This is a genomic window from Citreicella sp. C3M06 (genome assembly GCF_018860705.1).
GTDB lineage: Bacteria > Pseudomonadota > Alphaproteobacteria > Rhodobacterales > Rhodobacteraceae > Salipiger.
Genome location: NZ_JAHKQA010000072.1, coordinates 43,157 through 62,374, shown reverse-complemented (window position 1 = coordinate 62,374; position 19,218 = coordinate 43,157). Strand labels below are relative to the sequence as shown.

19 protein-coding genes are annotated in these 19,218 nt (G+C 64.1%); 10 read left to right on the top strand and 9 right to left on the bottom strand.

All coding sequences use genetic code 11. The annotated features are described in order from the left end of the window. Positions 1 to 48: 48 nt before the first annotated feature. From KO516_RS15215 to KO516_RS15190, 6 genes are all read right to left on the bottom strand, one after another. The gene (locus KO516_RS15215) at positions 49 to 1,467 is read right to left on the bottom strand and encodes a deoxyribodipyrimidine photo-lyase (RefSeq protein WP_216004634.1); all 1,419 of its coding nucleotides are present in this window, start codon (positions 1,465 to 1,467) and stop codon (positions 49 to 51) included. Positions 1,468 to 1,520: 53 nt separating this feature from the next. Then, positions 1,521 to 2,720, bottom strand: coding sequence for an aminotransferase class V-fold PLP-dependent enzyme (locus tag KO516_RS15210; protein WP_216004633.1), 1,200 nt, complete (start codon positions 2,718 to 2,720; stop codon positions 1,521 to 1,523). A 124-nt stretch (positions 2,721 to 2,844) separates the two neighbouring features. Beyond that, entirely contained in the window at positions 2,845 to 4,488 is a 1,644-nt protein-coding gene (locus tag KO516_RS15205; protein ID WP_216004632.1) for a BCCT family transporter, read from the bottom strand. A 93-nt stretch (positions 4,489 to 4,581) separates the two neighbouring features. Beyond that, entirely contained in the window at positions 4,582 to 4,995 is a 414-nt protein-coding gene (locus KO516_RS15200; RefSeq protein WP_216004631.1) for a universal stress protein, read from the bottom strand. 417 nt (positions 4,996 to 5,412) lie between these two features. Next, entirely contained in the window at positions 5,413 to 6,408 is a 996-nt protein-coding gene (gene acuI / locus KO516_RS15195; RefSeq protein WP_216004630.1) for an acryloyl-CoA reductase, read from the bottom strand. A gap of 49 nt (positions 6,409 to 6,457) precedes the next feature. After that, the gene (locus KO516_RS15190) at positions 6,458 to 6,973 is read right to left on the bottom strand and encodes a DinB family protein (protein WP_216004629.1); all 516 of its coding nucleotides are present in this window, start codon (positions 6,971 to 6,973) and stop codon (positions 6,458 to 6,460) included. A 75-nt stretch (positions 6,974 to 7,048) separates the two neighbouring features. Between KO516_RS15190 and KO516_RS15185 the strand changes: the two genes are divergently transcribed. The 4 genes from KO516_RS15185 to KO516_RS15170 all read left to right on the top strand — a co-directional run bounded on the left by KO516_RS15185 (position 7,049) and on the right by KO516_RS15170 (position 11,346). Then, a complete protein-coding gene (locus KO516_RS15185; protein WP_216004628.1) occupies positions 7,049 to 7,789 on the top strand; it encodes a FadR/GntR family transcriptional regulator in 741 nt (246 codons plus the stop codon). A 190-nt stretch (positions 7,790 to 7,979) separates the two neighbouring features. Beyond that, positions 7,980 to 9,041 carry a TRAP transporter substrate-binding protein gene (locus KO516_RS15180; RefSeq protein ID WP_216004627.1) on the top strand — a complete coding sequence of 354 codons (1,062 nt, stop codon included), beginning with the start codon at positions 7,980 to 7,982 and terminating at the stop codon, positions 9,039 to 9,041. 78 nt (positions 9,042 to 9,119) lie between these two features. Next, positions 9,120 to 9,917: a TRAP transporter small permease subunit gene (locus KO516_RS15175; RefSeq protein WP_216004626.1), complete on the top strand. Its 798-nt coding sequence runs from the start codon at positions 9,120 to 9,122 to the stop codon at positions 9,915 to 9,917. A gap of 1 nt (position 9,918) precedes the next feature. Beyond that, positions 9,919 to 11,346, top strand: a complete 1,428-nt coding sequence (locus KO516_RS15170) for a TRAP transporter large permease subunit (protein WP_216004625.1) — start codon at positions 9,919 to 9,921, stop codon at positions 11,344 to 11,346. A 35-nt stretch (positions 11,347 to 11,381) separates the two neighbouring features. Here KO516_RS15170 and KO516_RS15165 read toward each other — a convergent pair whose 3' ends face one another. After that, positions 11,382 to 12,980 (bottom strand): NAD(P)H-hydrate dehydratase, encoded by a 1,599-nt coding sequence (locus tag KO516_RS15165; protein WP_216004624.1) that lies wholly within the window; start codon positions 12,978 to 12,980, stop codon positions 11,382 to 11,384. A 174-nt stretch (positions 12,981 to 13,154) separates the two neighbouring features. On the opposite strand from KO516_RS15165, the gene KO516_RS15160 reads away from it, so the two are divergent. From KO516_RS15160 to KO516_RS15150, 3 genes are all read left to right on the top strand, one after another. Continuing rightward, the gene (locus KO516_RS15160; protein ID WP_216004623.1) at positions 13,155 to 13,493 is read left to right on the top strand and encodes a P-II family nitrogen regulator; all 339 of its coding nucleotides are present in this window, start codon (positions 13,155 to 13,157) and stop codon (positions 13,491 to 13,493) included. A 54-nt stretch (positions 13,494 to 13,547) separates the two neighbouring features. Then, the gene (glnA, locus tag KO516_RS15155) at positions 13,548 to 14,954 is read left to right on the top strand and encodes a type I glutamate--ammonia ligase (protein ID WP_216004622.1); all 1,407 of its coding nucleotides are present in this window, start codon (positions 13,548 to 13,550) and stop codon (positions 14,952 to 14,954) included. Positions 14,955 to 15,133: 179 nt separating this feature from the next. Then, on the top strand, positions 15,134 to 15,943 hold the full coding sequence (locus tag KO516_RS15150; RefSeq protein WP_216004621.1) for a lytic transglycosylase domain-containing protein: 810 nt from the start codon (positions 15,134 to 15,136) through the stop codon (positions 15,941 to 15,943). A gap of 172 nt (positions 15,944 to 16,115) precedes the next feature. On the opposite strand, the gene KO516_RS15145 is transcribed toward KO516_RS15150, so the two are convergent. Continuing rightward, positions 16,116 to 16,871, bottom strand: coding sequence for a DUF3445 domain-containing protein (locus KO516_RS15145; protein WP_216004620.1), 756 nt, complete (start codon positions 16,869 to 16,871; stop codon positions 16,116 to 16,118). Between the two features lie 903 nt (positions 16,872 to 17,774). Here KO516_RS15145 and KO516_RS15140 point away from each other — a divergent pair. The 3 genes from KO516_RS15140 to KO516_RS15130 all read left to right on the top strand — a co-directional run bounded on the left by KO516_RS15140 (position 17,775) and on the right by KO516_RS15130 (position 18,758). Beyond that, positions 17,775 to 18,113, top strand: a complete 339-nt coding sequence (locus KO516_RS15140) for a TfoX/Sxy family DNA transformation protein (RefSeq protein ID WP_216004619.1) — start codon at positions 17,775 to 17,777, stop codon at positions 18,111 to 18,113. A 64-nt stretch (positions 18,114 to 18,177) separates the two neighbouring features. Then, the gene (locus KO516_RS15135; RefSeq protein ID WP_216004618.1) at positions 18,178 to 18,348 is read left to right on the top strand and encodes a YqaE/Pmp3 family membrane protein; all 171 of its coding nucleotides are present in this window, start codon (positions 18,178 to 18,180) and stop codon (positions 18,346 to 18,348) included. Continuing rightward, positions 18,345 to 18,758: a DUF4112 domain-containing protein gene (locus tag KO516_RS15130; RefSeq protein WP_216004617.1), complete on the top strand. Its 414-nt coding sequence runs from the start codon at positions 18,345 to 18,347 to the stop codon at positions 18,756 to 18,758. The genes KO516_RS15135 and KO516_RS15130 overlap by 4 nt, the downstream gene beginning before the upstream one ends. A gap of 60 nt (positions 18,759 to 18,818) precedes the next feature. Here KO516_RS15130 and KO516_RS15125 read toward each other — a convergent pair whose 3' ends face one another. Further along, positions 18,819 to 19,109, bottom strand: coding sequence for a hypothetical protein (locus KO516_RS15125; protein ID WP_216004616.1), 291 nt, complete (start codon positions 19,107 to 19,109; stop codon positions 18,819 to 18,821). Positions 19,110 to 19,218: the final 109 nt, after the last annotated feature.

Here is a 19,218-nt window from a genome sequence, read left to right as displayed (position 1 = left end):
TCCGGCAGGAATGATCGGCGCCTCTTGTGTCCTGCAGGCGACAGCCGCCTAGAAGTCGCGGTTCTCGTAGGCGTCGAGCGCCGCCTTGCGGCCATCTTCGGCCGTGACCACCGGAGCGGGGTAATCGTCTTGCGCGCGCATCGCCCAGCGTTCGGGAATCGCGTCGAAATAGCTTTGCGCCGTGGCGGGCGGGTTGCGCTGGCCCTCGGCGATCCAGCGGTTGACGTAGGCGCAATCGGGGTCGAATTTCTCGCGCTGGGTGATCGGGTTGAAAACGCGGAAATACGGCGCAGCGTCGGGGCCGCAGCCAGCGGTCCATTGCCAGCCAAGCGCGTTCGACGCCGGGTCCCAGTCGGTGAGGCAGTCATCGAACCACGCCTGCCCGATCCGCCAGTGGCACATCAGATGCTTGGTAAGGTAGCTGGCAACGATCATCCGGGCGCGGTTGTGCATGCGTCCGGTGACATACATCTCGCGCATCGCCGCATCGACGAAGGGAATGCCGGTGCGCGCGCGTTTCCACGCGATGACCTCGGCGCGACGCTCGTCCTCGTTCCAGGGGAAGGCCCGCCAGTCCTCGCGCCAGTTGCTGTCGAGAATATGCGGCGTGTGCCACAGCAGGTGCCAGGCAAAATCGCGCCAGACCAGCTCCTTGACCCATGTTTCTGCGCCATCCTTGCCGGCTTGCATGGCGCGCTGCCCGGCGTGCCAGCATTGCGCCGGGCTGATTTCGCCCAGCGACAGATTTTCCGACAGCATCGAACAACCATCGATCGCCACCATGTTGCGCCCGGTCTTGTAATCGCCAATGGCATCGCGCGCGAAACTGGCCAGCCGTTGCTGCGCCGCCGCCTCGCCGACCTGCTGATAGGGCGCGCAGATCGCCGCCCCCCGGCGCATCGCCGCGCCAAGCTGCCAATCCTCCAGCGCGTCGCTGCCCGGCCATGTCTCGGGAGATTTGAGCGAGGAGGGCGCCGTAAGGGGCTGCGCCACCTCGCGGCCCTGCACCGCACGCCAATAGGGCGAATAGACCTTGTAATAGCCGCCCTGCTTGGTTTCCACCGTCCACGGTTCGAACAACAGATGACCCGGAAAGCTTTCAGCCTTCAGGCCGCGATCCTTCAGCGCCTGCTTTACGGCAGTGTCACGCTCGACCGAGGCCGGATCATAGGCGCGCTGCCACAGCACGGTGTCGGCGCCGGTTTCATCCACCAGCGCCTCGAGCACCTCTCGCGCCGGGCCAGCGCGCAGGATCAGGCGGCTGCCCTTGTCCTTCAGCGCCTGTGCGTAGTCATCAAGCCCAAGACCCAGCCGCCATTTCGGCGCGGCGCCCAGTGCATCCACCGTATGATCGCGGATGAACACCGGGATCACCGGGCGCCCGGTGCCTGCCGCCTGCGTTAGCGCTGCGTGATCGGTCAGCCGCAGATCGCGGCGGATCCAGACGAGGATGGGGGCTTGGGACATGACGCTCTCCTTGGGCTGTGCTGCCAGATAGCGCGCGCCCTGCCCCGTCAAGCTCAGAGCACGGCGTCCAGCGCCTTGAGCAGCTTTTCCACCTCGTCCGGCGCGGTGTAATGCACGAAGGACAGCCGCAGCACGCCCTTGTCCAGATCGACACCCATCGCCGACAGCGGGCGCACCGCGTAGAAATCGCCGCCACCCGCCATGATGCCATGCTGCGCCAGCGCGCGCGCGACCTCTTCGGCGGGTCGTTGCAGCGCCACGGCAATGGTGGGCGCACGGTTTTCCGCCTGCGCCGGCCCAAGCAGCCGCACCGAATTCTTTGCATCGAGGTAATCGAGCAGCGGCTGCATCAGCGCCACCTCGTGGGCGTGCATCAGCCCAGCGACCTCGCGCGGGGGCACGCCCTGATGCGCGGCCAGCGCTTCGATGTAATCGACCATGCCCGCACAGGCGGCAACTTGCGCGTGATCCGGCCCGGCGGGGGTGAATTTCTTGTAAAGCGTGTCGCCGTTGAAGCTGTGCCCCTGATTGGGCAGCAATTCAGCCAGCGCCCGGCGGATCGCCATGATGCCCTGATGCGGGCCGTAGGTCTTGTAGGCGGAAAACAGGTAGATGTCGCAGCCCAGCACATCCAGATCGGGCAGCCCGTGCGGCGCATAGCTGACCCCGTCAACGCAAACCCAGGCCCCAGCGGCATGGGCCAACGCGGTGATCTCGGCCACCGAGTTGATCTCTCCCACCACGTTGGAGCAATGCGGAAAGCACACGAGGCGCACGCTTTCATCCAGCAGGTTTTCCAGCGCGGCCGGGTCGAGATGCCCGGTCTCGGGGTCGATCTTCCATTCGCGCACCTCGATGCCGTGATCGGCAAGGCGGCGCCACGGGCCGGAATTGGCCTCGTGGTCCTGATTGGTGACGATGATCGCCTCGCCGGGCTGCATTGCCTGCCGCACCGCCTGCGCCAGAACATAGGTATTCTGCGTGGTCGAGGGGCCAAAGCTCAGCTCATCTGGGGCGATGTTCATCAGCGCCGACAGGCGGGTGCGCGCCTCGTCCATCTCGGCCCCGCCCGCTTCCGAGGCCGGGTATGGCGCATAGGGCTGCACCTTGCGCTGCTGGTAAAACCGCGTCAGCCGGTCGATCACCGGCTGGCAGGCATAAGAGCCGCCCGCGTTCTCAAAGAATGCCCAGCCTTGCAGCGAAGGTTCGGAAAAGGCGGGGAATTGCCCGCGCACATAGGTCAGGTCCAGCATGGTGCCTCCGCTCGATTTGCGCCGTAAGACTGTGGTTTTCTACAGCGGCGTCAAGCGCCGCCACATAGAAAAACGCGCGGGCCAGATAGCCCGCGCGTCGGTGTTTCGCAAAATGCCGAACCGCTTACAGCCGGCGTTCCGCCTGCAGGCCGCGCCAGATGGCGTAGCACATCATCAGCAGCACCACGGTGAACGGCAACCCGGTCGAGATCACCATCGCCTGTAGCGCCCCAAGGCCACCGCCGATCAGCAGCACGATGGCAACGGCGCCCTCGAAGACGCACCAGAACACCCGCTGCGGCACCGGCGCGTCGACCTTGCCGCCAGCGGTGATGGTGTCGATGACCAGCGAGCCGGAATCCGACGAGGTGACGAAGAACACGATCACCAGCACGATGGCGATCACCGAGGTGATCGACGACAGCGGCAGCCCTTCGAGCATCGCGAACAGCGAAATCGGCGGGTCGTAGCTGTCGATGACCTGCGCCTTGACCAAGCTGTTTGCCGGGTCGGCCAGCACCTGCTCGATGGCAGCGCCGCCAAAGGTCGCCATCCACAGGATGCAGACCAGCGAGGGGATCAGCAGCACGCAGGTGACGAATTCACGCACCGTGCGCCCGCGCGATACCCGCGCGATGAACATGCCGACGAAGGGCGACCAGCTGATCCACCACGCCCAGTAGAAGGTGGTCCAGCCGTGCATGTAGCCGGTGTCGTCGCGGCCGAACGGATTCGACAATGGAACAATGTCCTGGACATAGCCCAAAAGCCCCTCGAGGAACTCGCGGAAGATCACCCCGGCGCCCGCAGCGAACAACACGAAGATCAGCAGCAAGGCGGCGATGCCCATGTTGATCTCGGACAGCACCTTGACGCCGCCATCAAGCCCGCGCAGCACCGAGACCAGCGCAACGGCGGTGATGCCGGTGATCAGGATCACCTGTACCGTGGTGTTGACCGGAATGCCGAAGACATGTTCAAGCCCCGCATTCGCCTGCTGCGCACCAAAGCCCAGCGACGTGGCCAGACCGAAGAGCGTGGCAAACACCGCGATGATGTCGATGACATGTCCGACCCAGCCCCAGACGCGCTCGCCGAAGATCGGGTAAAAGGCCGAGCGGATGGTCAGCGGCAGGCCCTTGTTGTAGGAAAACAGCGCCAGCGCCAGCGCCACCACGGCGTAGATCGCCCAAGGATGCAGGCCCCAGTGATAGATCGTCGCCGCAAGGCCCATCTTGCGCGCCGCATCAACGTTCTCCGGGATCAGCGTGCCATCTTCGGCAAAGGGCGAAGGCACCCCAAGCGGGGACGAGATCGCCATGTGATAGACCGGCTCGAGCACACCAAAGAACATCAGGCCGATGCCCATGCCGGCAGCAAACAGCATCGCAAACCAGCCAAGATAGGTGTAATCCGGCTGCGCATCGGCGCCGCCCAGCCGCACCTTGCCCACCGGCAACACGATCAGCGCAAGGCAGAACAGCACAAAGATGTTCGCCGCGCCCATGAAGAACCAGTCGAAGGTCGAAGTCAGGGCCGGCCGCAGCCAGCCGAAAAAGGCGTTTGCCTGCTCGGGCAGCGCCAATGCGTAAAACACGAAGGCGATGACCGCCACCGCCGAAATCGCAAAGACCGGATTGTGGATATCCAGTCCGATCGGCCCGATCTGGGCCTCGTAATTGTCCTGACCGATCTCGTAATCCGTATCGATCAGGCCGGACGGGCCATCCGGTTCCGGTATGCCCTGTCCCCCAGAAGTGTCAGCCATTGCGGCGTCCCCTTTTTTGCTTGTTGTTTTGGTTTCATCGGGCGTCACGCAGCGCCCGGTCTGCCGCCGTTCCAAGACCGGCGGATGTTGTCTTCAGCGCACCACCATGACCGTGACTTTGGCATGGCTGGCGATCCTGCCGCCATTTGACGGCCAGATGTAATCCGACACGTTGGGCACATGGCTGGCCATGACCACCAGATCCGCGCCGGTGTCAGCGACAGCCTTCAGCAAGGTCGGATCCAGATCGATCGTGGGATCGTGGCTGATCACGGCATGAGGTTCCGCCGTGATCCCCTGCGCCGCGCCTTGGCTTTCGGCAAACTCTGCCAGCTTTGCAGCGAATTCTTCGGGATTATGCGCCAGCGCGCTTGGCGTGGCGCTGCTCACGGCGACATAGACAACCGTTGCGCCGTGCAGTTTGGCCATGTCGGCTGCGCATGTCAGGGCCTTGTCCAGGCGATCCACATGCGACAGGTCGACCGGCACCATGATGCGTTTGAACACTGTCCGCTCCCTGTTTGGTTGCGACACCTCCCCACCCGCGCAGGGTTTGCCCCGCGGGACGTGTCGGGTCGTCGTCTGGGCTGGCGCTTTACCTGTGGCAAAGCTTGAGAGAGGCAAGCCTAACCCGAAATGGGGGATGACTTCAAACCGGCCGGACAGAACTGACTGCAAGACGACAGGAAATGCTGCGGTTCGGCGGCGCATCCGCGACTGGTCTGACGCAACACCGGGGATTGAGTTCGCGAGCAGGCAGGCTTCGCACTGGCCTTGCGTCATCGCGCGATACGGTCCCGGCACCGCGCTGCGCGTGCAGCAGGCGGCAACCCCGGTAACGCAGCAGGCGCGCACGGGATGCGCGCTTGCTCATGGCCGCTGGTCGGCAGGAAAGCCACCAGCCCGGTTTATTCCGGCATCCAGTCAGGCGTTGACGTCAACGACAACGCGCCCCTTGATCTGCCCCTTGAGAATCTGCGCCCCAAGCTGCGGAAGATCCTCAAGCCCGGCAGGCTGCACCATCGCCTCGAGCTTCTCCATCGGCAGATCCGAGGCAATCCGCATCCAGGCCCGCTGCCGGTTTTCGAATGGCTGCATGACGCTGTCGATGCCCAGAAGGTTCACCCCGCGCAGCAGGAACGGCACCACGCTTGCGGGCAGTTGTGCGCCGCCCGCAAGTCCGACCGCCGATACCGAACCACCGTACATCATCTGCCCCAGCACCCGCGCCAGCATCGCGCCGCCCACCGCATCGACACAGCCCGCCCATGTCTCGCTTTCCAGCGGGCGCTTGACCGTCTCGGCCAGATCGACCCGCGGCACGATCCGCGAAGCGCCGAGCCCGCGCAGATAGTCTTCCTGCTCGGGGCGTCCGGTCACCGCAGCAACCTCGTAGCCAAGCGCCGCCAGCAGCGCCGTGGCCACAGAGCCCACGCCGCCCGCCGCTCCGGTCACCAGCACCGGGCCCTTGCCCGGCACCAGCCCATGATCCTCTAGCGCCATCACCGCCAGCATCGCGGTGAACCCCGCCGTGCCCACCGCCATCGCGGCGCGGGTGCCCAGCCCCTCGGGCAGCTGCACCAGCCAGTCGGCCTTGACCCGCGCCTTTTGCGCATAGCCGCCCCAGCGCACCTCTCCGACGCGCCAGCCGGTCAGCACCACCTTGTCGCCCGGCTTGTAGCGCGCATCAGACGAAGACTCGACCGTGCCGGCAAAGTCGACCCCCGGCACATGCGGATAGTTTCGCACCAGACCGCCGCCCGGCCCGAGGCACAGCCCATCCTTGTAATTCAGCGTCGAATATTCGACCGCGACGGTCACGTCGCCCTCGGGCAGATCGTCCAGCCCGATCTCGCGCACACTGGCCGAGGTCTCTCCACCCTCGTTTTTGTCCACCACAAGCGCCTTGAAGTTGGTCATCTTGCGACCCTCCCTTTCATCGTTCCAAAGTGTCGTCATCGCCCCGGCGTCACAGCCAAGGCCCGTCTTCGGGCATGAAGGCCAGATCGCTGACCCAGCCCGCGCCGCCCGCCGCCGTCAGCATCGCGTGGACCTGCCCGCGATGATGCGCCTGATGGTTGAACATATGCAGCACGCACTGGCCCACCGGCCGCACCTGCTCGCGCCCCGTCGCCCCCGAATACCAGCGCAAATCGCCGCGCAGCGACACCGCCCGCAGCCCTTCGGACCAGAGGATCAGCCGCGCATCGACCCGGAAGCGCTCGGCGCTCCATGCCGACAGGGTTGGCGCCATTCGCGTGCTTTCAGGGATGCCGCCTTCCGGCCTTGGCCAGCCTGCCAAACGGCTCATCCAGAGCTGATCGGCCCAGAGCACATGGTTCACCGTCGCAAGGATCGAGCCGAAATGCGCGCCGCGATCGACGTGCAGCGCCGCGATGGGCAGCGCCTCGAGCGCCATCTTCATTTCGCGATTCTGCCAGCCGTTGTAGCGGGCGAGCAGCGACACGTCTTCCGGACTTGGCATCTCGCCACCTCCGCTTTGGGCACCAAGCAGGCTCGGCGCTGGACAATCAATTGTCCGACAATTAAACAGGCCCTCATGTCGACTGCAACCCCAAGCAAACCGGACCGTTCCAGCGCAATCGCCTCTGCCCTTCGCACTGCCATTATCGAGGGCAGATTGATGGTCGGCGATCGCCTGCCCTCCGAGACCGAGCTAGCCGAACAATTCGCTGTCTCGCGCTCGACGGTGCGCGAGGCGCTCAAGCGGCTTGCGGCGCAATCGCTGATCCGTACCCGGCGCGGCGCCACCGGCGGTGCGTTTGTAAACCACCTGTCCTATGACGCCGCCCATGCCCAGCAGATCACCACCGGGGTGCTGCTGCTGTCGATGAACGCCATCGGCTTTGATGTCGCCTGCGAAGCGCGCTTTGCGATGGAGCGCGCCTGCGCCCCGCTGGCCTGCGCGCGGCGCAGCGAGGACCACCTGCAAGCGATGCAGGCCGAGATCGCCCGCCAATCCGACCCGGCGCTCAGCGACGAGGCGTTCTGTGCCTCGGACGTGGCGTTTCACCGGGCGCTGGTGGATGCGGCCGGCAATCCGGTGCTGTCATGGCAACTGTCGGGCGCCATCGAGGCGATGCAGCCCTTGATGAATATGATCACCTTTACCGCGCGCGACCGGGCGCGCATCGTTGCCCTGCACAGCCGCATCGCGGCGACCGTGCGGTCGATGGAGGCCGCCGCCTGTGACGCCGCTCTGCGCGATCTTGAATCCTACACCGTCGAGGTCCACGCGGCGGTGATGGCGCGCCGCGCCTTGACGGCCCGTGCCACCTGACAAACCCAGACCATCACCGCCCCGCCGCTAAAGCGGCTCTTCGGCGCGCCAGCCACCGCCACCCCTTACGCAGTATTGGGTATTCACAGCGGTGTGATCCGCCGGTAGCGTATCACACCGGCGGCTAAAACCCGCCAGTCGCGCCCTTGGGAGGGGGAGCGTCATCCAGGGGATCAGAGGGAGGAGACCCATGAAGAACCTTTTCGCAGCCGCCGCAGCGGCGTCTTTTGTTGTGGCCGGATCGGCTGGCGCGCAAGAAACCTTTGAAATGACCAGCGGTTATGCCGAGAACCTGCCGATCCTCGGCACGGCCTCCGTCACCTTCGTGGAAAAGATCAACTCGATCTCGACCGAGGTCGAATTCGAGCATTTCAACCCCGGGGAGCTGGTACCCGCGCTTGAAATGCTCGACGCCACCTCGAACGGATCTGTCGATGCGGCCTATTCGACCTCCGGCTACTGGCAGGGCAAGATGCCTGCCGCGGGCCTGTTCGCCGCCGTGCCCTTTGGGCCGGAGCCGGGCGAGATGCTGGCGTGGATGCTTTATGACGACGGTCTGAAATATTTCCAGCAGATGTACGACGACAACGGCTACAACGTGAAGGTGCTGCTCTGCGGCATGTACGCGCCGGAGACCTCGGGTTGGTTCAAGAAAGAGATCAACTCGATGGACGATCTCAAGGGCCTCAACATGCGTTTCTTCGGCCTTGGCGCCGAGGTGATGGCCAAGCTTGGCGTGTCGACCTCGCTGCTGGCGGGGGGTGATATCTTCCCGGCGCTGGAACGCGGCGCGATTGATGCCACCGAATTCTCCATGCCACTGGTCGATGCCAACCTCGGCTTCTACAACATCGCGAAATACAACTACTTCCCCGGCTGGCACCAGCCCTCGACCATGTTCGAGCTGCTGATCAACAAGGACAAGTGGGAAGACCTCGACGAGATCGCGCAGAACCAGATAGAAGTCGCCTGCATGGCCAATCTTGCCGACAATTTCGCCGAGGGCGAGGCCAAGAACTTCCCCGCGATGAAATCCAACGTCGACGAGCATGGCGTGCAGATCAAGCAATGGAACGAAGAGCAGCTTCAGGCCTTTGAAACCGCATGGCTCGAAGTCGCTGGCGAGCTGGCGGCCGAGGATGCGTTCTTCGCCGAGGTCTGGGACGACCTTCAGGAATTCCGCGAGGGCTACAAGCTCTGGGGCAACAACATCTACCTGCCGCGCCCCTATACCTCGGTCGCTGACAAGTAAGTCCTACCCGAACAATCGATCAAACCGGGGCAGCGACGTTGCCCCGGTCTTCAGTCTGCGCAGGGGGAGGCGCACACGATGAGCGAGCAGACAGAGGTGGTGGCCGCGATCAGCGACCCCGGAGAGATCGGACGCGCCGAGCATAACCGGGGCGATCGTTTCGTGATCACCGTCGGCAATGCGGCGGCGCTGCTGTTTCCCATCCTGATGACGGTGATCTGCGCGCAGGTGATCCTGCGGCAGGCCGGGCACAATCAGGCGTGGATGGACGATCTGCAATGGTGGCTTTACGGCGCGGCGGTGCTGATGGGCATCGCCTATGCGGTGGTGACCAACAGCCATGTGCGGGTCGACATCCTTTATGACAATTTCGAAAAGAAAAAGCGCATCCGCATCGATATTTTCGGGCTGGTCTGGCTGTTCCTGCCCTTCATCATCCTGTGCTGGGATGTGACCCTGGATTACGCGCTGACCTCGATCCACGCCCGCGAGGGCTCTGACAGCCCCAATGGGCTGCACAATCTGTGGCTGCTCAAGAGCTTCATGAACATCGCGTTCATCTTCATCGCCATCGCGGTGTGGTCGGTCTATGTGCGGCTGCTCGGGCAGCTGACCCGCCCGGCGCTGTGGAAACAGCTGTTCTGGGCGTTTCCCTCGGTGGCCTATGCGGTCAATCTTGCGCTGTATTACGCCCTGTTCGGCGTGCTTTATGCCACGCGCGATCCCGAGATGAGCGCCCGTGACGTCGGCCGCCTGCCCGCCTTTGGCGAGATCGAATTCGGCCCGCACGAGATGCGATACACCGTCCTTGGCGCATTGCTGCTGACGGCGCTGCTGATCGTGCTGGCCCGCGCGCTTGCGAAAAAGGACGCCTGACATGGACTGGCTGACCATCAATGAAATCGCCGTCGCGGCGATGTTCGTCACCTTCATCTGGATGCTGTTCCGGGGCATTCCCGTGGCGTTTGCGCTGGTCGGGGTGTCGCTGGTGTTCGTGCTGATCGCCGAGATCTTCCTTGACCCCTATCGCAGCGTGTTTCGCGGCATCATCGAATTCGACCGCACCGGCATTGATTATCGCAAGCTGCAGGCGCTGTCGGGGCGGATCTTTGGCAACACCATCAAGAACCCGGTGCTCGTGGCGCTGCCGATGTTCATCTACATGGGCCTGATGCTGGACCAGTCGGGCGTGGCGCAGCGCATGATGCACGCGATGCAAAAGCTGTTTGGCGGGCTGCGCGGCGGGCTGTCGCTGACGGTGCTGCTGATCGGCATCATCCTTGCCGCCTCGACCGGGGTGATCGGCGCGTCGGTGACGCTGCTCGGGGTGATGGCGCTGCCCGCGATGATGGCGCAGAATTATTCCAAGCCCATCGCCACCGGCACCATCGCCAGCGCTGGCACGCTGGGCATTCTGATCCCGCCGTCGATCATGCTGGTAATCATGTCGGATCAGCTGGCGATTTCCTTGGGCGATCTGTTCATGGGAGCGCTGTTTCCGGGGCTGATCCTTGGGGCGCTTTATATCCTGTTCATCGTGATCTACGGCCTCGTCTCGCCCGACTCCATGCCTGCGCCCGCCGCCGCGCAGCGCGCCGGGGTCGCCGAGCTGAAGGAGGTCGCTGTGGCGGTGGTGCCGCCGATGTTCCTGATCCTGTTGGTGCTCGGCTCGATCTTTGTCGGCCTCGCCACGCCGACCGAGGCCTCGGGCCTTGGCGCAATGGGCGCAACCCTTCTGGCGCTGGCCAATCGCAAGCTGAACTGGAAGGTGTTCCGCGAGGTGGCACGCTCGACCCTCAACACATCGGGCTACATCGTCGGCATCTTCCTTGCGGCGAATTTCTTTGCCTATGTGCTGCGCCGCTATGGCGGTGACGAGATCGTGCAGGAGCTGGTGCTGTCGGCCTTCGACAGCCCCTACATGACAGTGGGGTTCATCCTGTTCATCGTGTTCTGCCTTGGCTTCCTGCTGGACTGGATCGAGATCACCATCATCATCATGCCGCTGATGCTGCCGATCATTCAGGGGCTGGAACTGGCGGTGCCGGGCTTTGATCAGGTGCGCGATCCGCAGGTGGTGTGGTTCGCGATCCTTGTGGCGGTGACCTTGCAGACCTCGTTCCTGACGCCGCCAGTGGGCTTTGCGCTGTTCTACCTCAAGGGGGTGTGCCCGCCGGGGGTGTCGCTGGCGCATATCTACCGGGGCATCATCCCCTTCGTGATGCTTCAGCTTCTGGGCCTGTTCATCGTCTTCGAGTTCCCGGCCCTGACCACGTGGCTGCCGTCGGTGGCCTACGGCAACTGAAGTACCATGGGGGGGGCTGCGCGGCCCCCCCCCCATTACATCTGGCGAAACACCTGCGGCAGCATTTCGGGCAGATCCTCGGCGATCAGGCCGGGGCCAAAGGCGCGGGCGGCTTCGACATGCAGCCACGCCCCGGCGCAGGCGGCGCGAAATGGCGGCAGGCCGCGCGCCATCAGCCCGGTGATCATCCCCGCCAGCACATCGCCAGACCCTGCCGTCGCCAGCCACGGCGCGGCGCGCTCGCGCACCGCCGCGCTCACCGAGACCCGCCCGTCCGGCCCTGCGATCACCGTATCGGGCCCCTTGAGCAGCAGCGTGCAACCCGCCCGCCGCGCCGCCTCGCGCGCGGCATCGACGCGGCCAAAGGCAGGCCCGGTGTCGGGCGTCGCCGCCAGCCTATCGCCAAGATCGGGAAACAGCCGCGCGAATTCGCCGCCATGCGGGGTCAGGACCACATCGTCATGCAGCAGGTCGAACAGCAATTCGGGATCGCCCGCAAAGGCGCTGAGCGCGTCGGCGTCCAGCACCGTGGCCCGCGCCGCATCAAGCGCCACCGGCACGAGAGTTCGCGCACGCTCTGCCCCCAGCCCCGGCCCGAGACACAGCGCGTTCAGACGGGGGTCCTGCAACAGCGCCTCCAGCGCCGCGTCATCGTCGACCCGGCGCAGCATCAATGCGGAAATCTGCGCCGCGATCTCGCTCTGCGCCGAACCGGGCGCGGCCAGCGTCACCAGCCCCGCGCCGATGCGCAGCGCCGCCCGCGCCGCCAGCCGCGCAGCGCCAGTGCGGCCAAAGCCGCCCGTCACCACCAGCGCGTGACCATAGCCGTATTTGTGCCCGGACAGCTTGAGCAAGCCCACAGGCGCGCTCACCTGCTCCACCCGCTCGGCGCGGGGCGGACGCTTGCGGCGCTCTTCCAGACCGATGGGGCAGATCACCACCTCGCCGCAGTGATCCGGGCCGTCGGCCAGCACATGGCCCAGCTTCATCGCGTGAAAGGTGACGGTCAGGTCGGCCTTCGCTGCCGCCGCCTCGATCCGACCCGGCAGGCCGATATAGCCCTCATCATGCAGCGCCCGTCCGCTGTCGCTGCAAATGCCACTCGGCAGGTCAATGGCCACGATCAGCGGTGTCCAGTCGGGGCGCGCATCAGGGGGCATCGAGGCGCCCTGCCCGCGCATTTCGGCGAGGTCCAGTAGCACCGACTCCAGCCCCCGGATCGGGCGGCGCAGCCCGGTGCCGAACAGCGCATCGACCACCAGCGCCGCGCTGCACCGCGATGGCTCGAACCCGGCTTCCAGCGGGCGCACATCGCCAAGGGGCCGCCAACGTTCGTACATTGCCCGCGCATCGGGCGGCAGGCGGGCCGCCTCGCCATAAAGATACAGCTCGATCTGCCAGCCCAGATCGACCAGCAACCGCGCCACTACGAATCCGTCGCCGCCATTGTTTCCCGGCCCGCACAGCACCACGGCGCGTTGCCCCAGCGTCGCCAGTTCGGGCCAGCGCGCCAGAACCGCCCGCACCACGCCCGCCCCCGCCCGCTCCATCAGGTCCAGCCCCGACACCTCCCCCGAGGTCAACGCGGCGGTCTCGATTGCCCGCATCCGGGCCGCCGTCAGCAGGTCTGCCATGAAGCCTCCAAAAGTGTTTTCATTTTGCCCACCTTTTAATCTGGTTGCACATAATTGATGCAGCGCCTAGAAATCGCCCTATGCACCCCCTGCCCCCTTTCGCTATCACATTGTAGCGGCTCGGCATAAATGATCTGGCAGGGTCCGACACGGGAACACGAGGAGAGAGAGACCATGAAAAAGGTCGAGGCGATCATCAAGCCGTTCAAGCTCGACGAGGTCAAGGAAGCCTTGCAAGACGCAGGTATTCAGGGACTCTCGGTCCTCGAGGTGAAGGGTTTCGGCCGGCAGAAGGGCCACACCGAGCTGTATCGCGGCGCGGAATATGTGGTTGATTTCCTTCCCAAGGTGAAGATCGAAGTCGTACTTGACGACGATCAGGTCGATGCCGCCGTAGAGGCGATCATCGGCGCGGCAAAAACCGACAAAATCGGCGATGGCAAGATCTTTGTCAGCCCCGTGGAACAGGCGATCCGTATCCGCACCGGCGAATCCGGATCTGACGCGCTCTGAGCGCGCAGCACCAACACACCGGACCCTAATAATTCAACGAAAGGGAAGATGGGAATGAGCACCAAGGATGTCATCAAGCTGATGAAAGACGAAGAGGTCGCGTACCTCGACGTCCGCTTTACCGACCCGCGCGGCAAGCTTCAGCACGTGACCGTCATTGCCGACGAAGTCGACGAGGATTTCCTCGAAGAGGGCTTCATGTTCGACGGCTCGTCCATCGCGGGCTGGAAGTCGATCGAAGCGTCCGACATGAAACTGATGTTCGATCTCGACAGCGTCTACATCGACCCGTTCTATGCCGAGAAAACGCTGTGCGTGCATTGCTCGGTCGTCGAGCCCGACACCGGCGAAGCCTATGATCGTGACCCGCGCGGCACCGCGCAGAAGGCCGAGGCCTACCTGATCTCCTCCGGGATCGGTGATGTGGCCTACATGGGCCCCGAAGCCGAATTCTTCCTGTTCGACGACGTGAAATATTCCGTCTCGCCGAACAAGGTCTCCTACGAGGTCGATGCCGATCACGCCGCCTGGAATACCGGCGCCGAATTCGAGATGGGCAACCTGGGCCACCGACCGACCTACAAGGGCGGCTATTTCCCGGTGAACCCGATGGACGACGGCCAGGACATCCGCTCCGAAATGCTGTCGACCATGAAGCGCATCGGCATGAAGGTCGACAAGCATCACCACGAGGTGGCAACCTCGCAGCACGAGCTGGGTATGATCTTTGGCTCGCTGACCAAGCAGGCCGACGAGCTGCAGAAGTACAAGTACATCATCCACAACGTCGCACAGGCCTATGGCCGCTCGGCCACGTTCATGCCCAAGCCGATCGCTGGCGACAACGGGTCGGGGATGCACGTGAACATGTCGATCTGGAAGGATGGCAAGCCGCTCTTCGCAGGCGACAAATACGCCGACCTGTCGCAGGAAGCGCTGTACTACATCGGCGGCATCCTGAAGCACGCCAAGACGCTGAACGCCTTCACCAACCCGTCGACCAACAGCTACAAGCGTCTGATCCCCGGCTTCGAAGCCCCGGTTCTGCGCGCCTATTCGGCCCGCAACCGGTCGGGCTGCGTCCGGATCCCGTGGAGCGAGTCGCCCAAGGCCAAGCGCGTCGAAGCGCGTTTCCCCGATCCCGCTGCGAACCCCTACCTGTGCTTCGCAGCGCTTCTGATGGCCGGTCTTGACGGCATCAAGAACAAGATCGATCCGGGCGAGGCGATGGACAAGAACCTGTACGACCTGCCCCCCGAAGAGCTGGCCGACATCCCGACCGTCTGCGGCTCGCTGCGCGAGGCGCTCGAGGCGCTCAAGGCCGATCACGAGTTCCTGCTTGCAGGCGACGTGTTCACCAAGAGCCAGATCGAGGGCTACATCGAGCTCAAGATGGAAGAGCTGATCGCCTACGAGCACACGCCGCACCCGGTGGAATACAGCATGTACTACAGCTGCTGATCCGGTATCCGGACCAGCAACGTGAAGGGGCGCCCCATCCGGGCGCCCCTTTTGCATGGGATGCCTCTGGCAAGGGTCGCCATTACGGTCCACACACCGCGCATGGGATGAAAACCTTTTTGACGCCGCCCGTTCCCGCGCTACCGTCGAGCCAGTTCATTTTGACCGGAGACCACCGAATGCCCCGTCCCCTGTTGCGCGCCGCCGCTGTCTTGTTCGCCCTTGCGGCCACCGGCCCGGCCCTTGCCGCGAGCTGCGGCAATACCCCGGGCGGGTTCAACGCCTGGAAGCAGGAGTTCGCCGCCGAGGCGCAGCGCGCCGGGGTGGGCCAGCGCGGCATTCAGGCGCTGATGGAGGCAAGCTATTCTCAGGGCACGATCAACGCTGATCGCAACCAGAAGGGCGTGAAATATGCCCTGAGCGATTTCATCCGCATCAGGCTTGGGTCTGTCGACGGCTTCGCTGCGCAAGGGCGCAAGCGGCTGGCGGCGGATCGCGACTTTTACCGGGCGATCGAACAGCGCTACGGTGTGCCTGCGGGCATCCTCATCGCCATTCACGGCATGGAAACCGGGTTCGGGCGCAACATGGGCTCGACCCCGGTTGTGTCGTCGATCACCACCGTCGCCTATGATTGCCGTCGCTCGGCCTTCTTCACGCCTCATGCCATCGCGGCCTTGCAGATGGTCGATCGCGGCATGCTGTCGGCATCGCAGAAAGGCGCGTTTCACGGCGAGCTGGGCCACACCCAGTTCCTGCCCGGCAACGCCATGCGCTACGGCGTCGACGGCAATGGCGACGGGCGGGTGAATTTCTACGACCAGCACGACGCGCTGGCCTCGACCGCCAATTACCTGCGCGCCATGGGCTGGAAACCGGGTCAGCCCTTTCAGGAAGGCACGGTGAATTTCCGCGTTCTGAACGAATGGAACGCCGCCACCGTCTACCAGCAGGCCATCGCGCTGGTCGCGGCCAGGATTGGCGGCTGACGCCTGCCTCAGGGCTTGGGGCCGCCCACGCGCCATCTTCGGTGATCATCCCCGCCCAAGCCCCAGTCCGGAATGTGGGCCGCCGGAATGCAGGGTCTTATTGAACTGTCTTTAAGGCGAACAGTCGCATGGCGGCTGCGCCCTGCCCGTCGCCAAGATCCGTTCGGCACCGCTATGCGGTTTCGACTGCACTGAGTTGCAGGGCGCGCTCGCGGGGCAGCACATAGGTGTGGATGGAAAACACCGCCGCGCCTCTCAGGGGCAATTTCAGGATCACCTGCCGCTCGGTGCGAAAGAACCGCGCCGATCTCGGGTCTGCGCGATGACTATTGTGCAGCCTCGGCCCGGGCTGAAACAGCGTTGGATCATCATACCAGAGCCGGTTGAACCGCATCAGCGGCCGCCCCGGCTGCACCCCGTCGAACAGGCGCTGCACCCGTTTGGCAAGCCCGTCGTCATATTCCGGAATCGGGACATGGATCGCGGTGAGCGGCCTCATCACCTTCAGCGACAGCTTCCACCCCGCCGGAAAGCACAGCGCGGCCCCGGTCAATACGTGCTCGTCCGTGCCGCGCTTTTCCAGAAGGCACAGATCGTCCTGCACCAGCCGCCCCGCCGTCAGCAACGGATCGTCCCGGTCGATTGGCACGCTTACCCCGTCGGGGCGCGTCACGCTGCCCTCAGAGCGCAGGAAGCTGTCCGGCAGCCACGTCAGCAGCAGGTCCAGCAGCTCTTCGGCGGCGGGCCTTGCGGCATCGTCAAGCGCCAGCACATCGTCGCGATGGCCCAGCAACAGCCGGTCTCGTTCCGCCATCTGTGCGGCATAGGCCTCGTCGATGTGCAGCCAGCTCTCCATCGGCAATGGAGAGATGTTCGGCAAGGGCCGCGAGGTCGTCAGATCGAAGGGAAGCGAGTCCTGCAATATCATGCCCAATGGCTAGCGCGCCGCCCTGTCGCAATCAATCGTGCGAAAATGAAAACACAGCGCAACGCAGACGTCCGCGCAGCAAGTGATCGTTTCGAAGGCGATTGCCCCGCGTCGCCAATGAGTTTCCGGAACTATCCAAGCCTCACGAGTTGGTATCACGCTCGACGACCGGCCTCTGGCAGCGGAAGGCCTGTTTACAGGCATGACAGGGGCCCGCTTTTTCGCCGCGAATCCGGTCGGTTCCGCTGCAGCTTGTGCAGTGATGGGTTCCCTGCCATCCGTCGGCGCACATCATCGGCCGTGGCATCTGCTAAAAAGCATTTAGCTTGCCGATATTCATGAGACGCAAGCCCATGCAGGAGCTTACCGGTCGAGCCGAGTACAGGCGCTCTTGGGGTCTACGAATGGTCCTTGCCGAGGGGCACGGCCTGATTGCACAACGTAACGCGATTGCATACCGCACCGTCACACTGTTCAATGACCATTCCGGCTAGCAGCGGCCCACATCGCTCCTCCGTAGCGCGCGCGCAACGCCAGCACCCGGCGCGCGCGCCAAAGCTTAAACAGGGCGGATCACCGCACCCGTGCAGCAAATGGGCGGCATCGGTCCAATCCGTCGCAAAGGACTCTGAACCGACCAGACCCTCGTCACTTGCCCTTGCCCCTTGCGGTGCAGCCTGTCAGAATTTCAAGGTACGTACAGGGAACACCCGCGATGCCTAGCCTCTCGATCCGACTGTCGACGCTCGACCAGAGCGATCCAGCAGGAGGGGAGCTGCGCTACGCTTCGTGCAGGCTCCAAGCGCAGAGCAACGCCCTTCTCCGCACCGGCGGTCAGGTGGCGCAGTCTGCGGCGGATATGTCCGCCCGCTACGCCGCCGATCTGCGCATGAGGGTGGCGGCATGAGCGGCACGCCGATCTCGTCGATCCGCAACCTTGGCCCGGCGGTCGAAGCCGCCTGCGCCCGCGCGGGCATCGCCGATGCCGAAACCCTGCGCGAAATCGGCGCAGACGCAGCCTATGCGCGGATGCTGAAGGCGGGAACGAAACCGCATTTCGTCGGCTATTTCGTGCTGCACATGGCGCTTCAGGGGCGACCATGGAATGACTGCGTCGGCGCGGAAAAGGCGGCGCTGCGCCTACGCTTCGATGCGCTCAAGGCAGACCGGGGCAGGACGGGTCTTCCACCGGGGCTCGAGACGATCCTCGATCAGATCGGCGTGCGCGCTCCGATGCCGTGACGGAACCGATTGGGCTCTTGCGTGGTTGTCTGTCGAACCACAACGCAACACGGAGGCCTGACCCATGGACCTGATCCGCATCATCGCCGCTATCATCCTGCCGCCGCTTGGCGTGTTTCTTCAGGTTGGCATCGGCAAGCATTTCTGGCTGAACATCCTTCTGACCCTTCTGGGCTACATTCCGGGCATCGTTCACGCCGTCTGGATCATCGCCCGCGAACCGCAGCACGCATGAGCGCCATGGCCGAAGACCCTTTCCGCCGGCTGGAACGTGTCGAATCGGTTGCTCGCCGTATGGACCGGGCCTTTCGCCTGCCGTTCACGCGGATTCGGCTGGGATGGGATTCGATCATCGGCCTTGTGCCGGGCGTTGGAGATACGCTGGCGCTGGCGCCTTCGGTCTGGATCCTGTCCGAGGCCCAGTCCATGGGCGCCCCCAAGCGCCTCGTCGGTCAGATGGGCGTGAACGTCGGTATCGACTGGGTCATCGGCCTGCTGCCGCTGATCGGTGACCTTCTTGACGTTGGCTACAAATCCAACTCGAAAAATGCCGCGCTGCTGCGTACTTGGGTTGAATCGCGCCACGCCGCCCCCGGTCGCGGCGGCACGGATCCGGTGGATTACCACGGCGCAGGTGTTGCCTGACAGTACAGGCAGCAATCGTTACTGGACAAAGCCGCGCGGAGGGCCGCGCGGCCTTTTTTATCAAGATAATGGGATCAGTCGCGCTTGCGACAGCGCAGCAGGGCCAAAAGCGACCAGCACAAGCAGACATGACGCCGTATGCTGCACGGCTGCTATGCTATGGTCGCCGATGAGCACGGCGATATTGAGATAATCAAAGGTCTCCAGATCGTCGCTTTCGTACCAGCTGCTGCGGGAATTTTGCGCATAGGCCGAAAACAGTTTCACCGAAGCCGAGGACATCGTTCCGGCAAACGTCTCCGACGGGGTGACGCTCGCCCAGTCATTGCCCGCTACCAGAGCCCAGCTCAAGCTGCTGACCCCATGCCAGCCTTCATCAAGGGTTTCTGCATAGGTCTGAGCGGTCTCTTACGGTGAGAACATGCCGCCGAAATTTTGAACGGGAGACAGGGGCCATAAC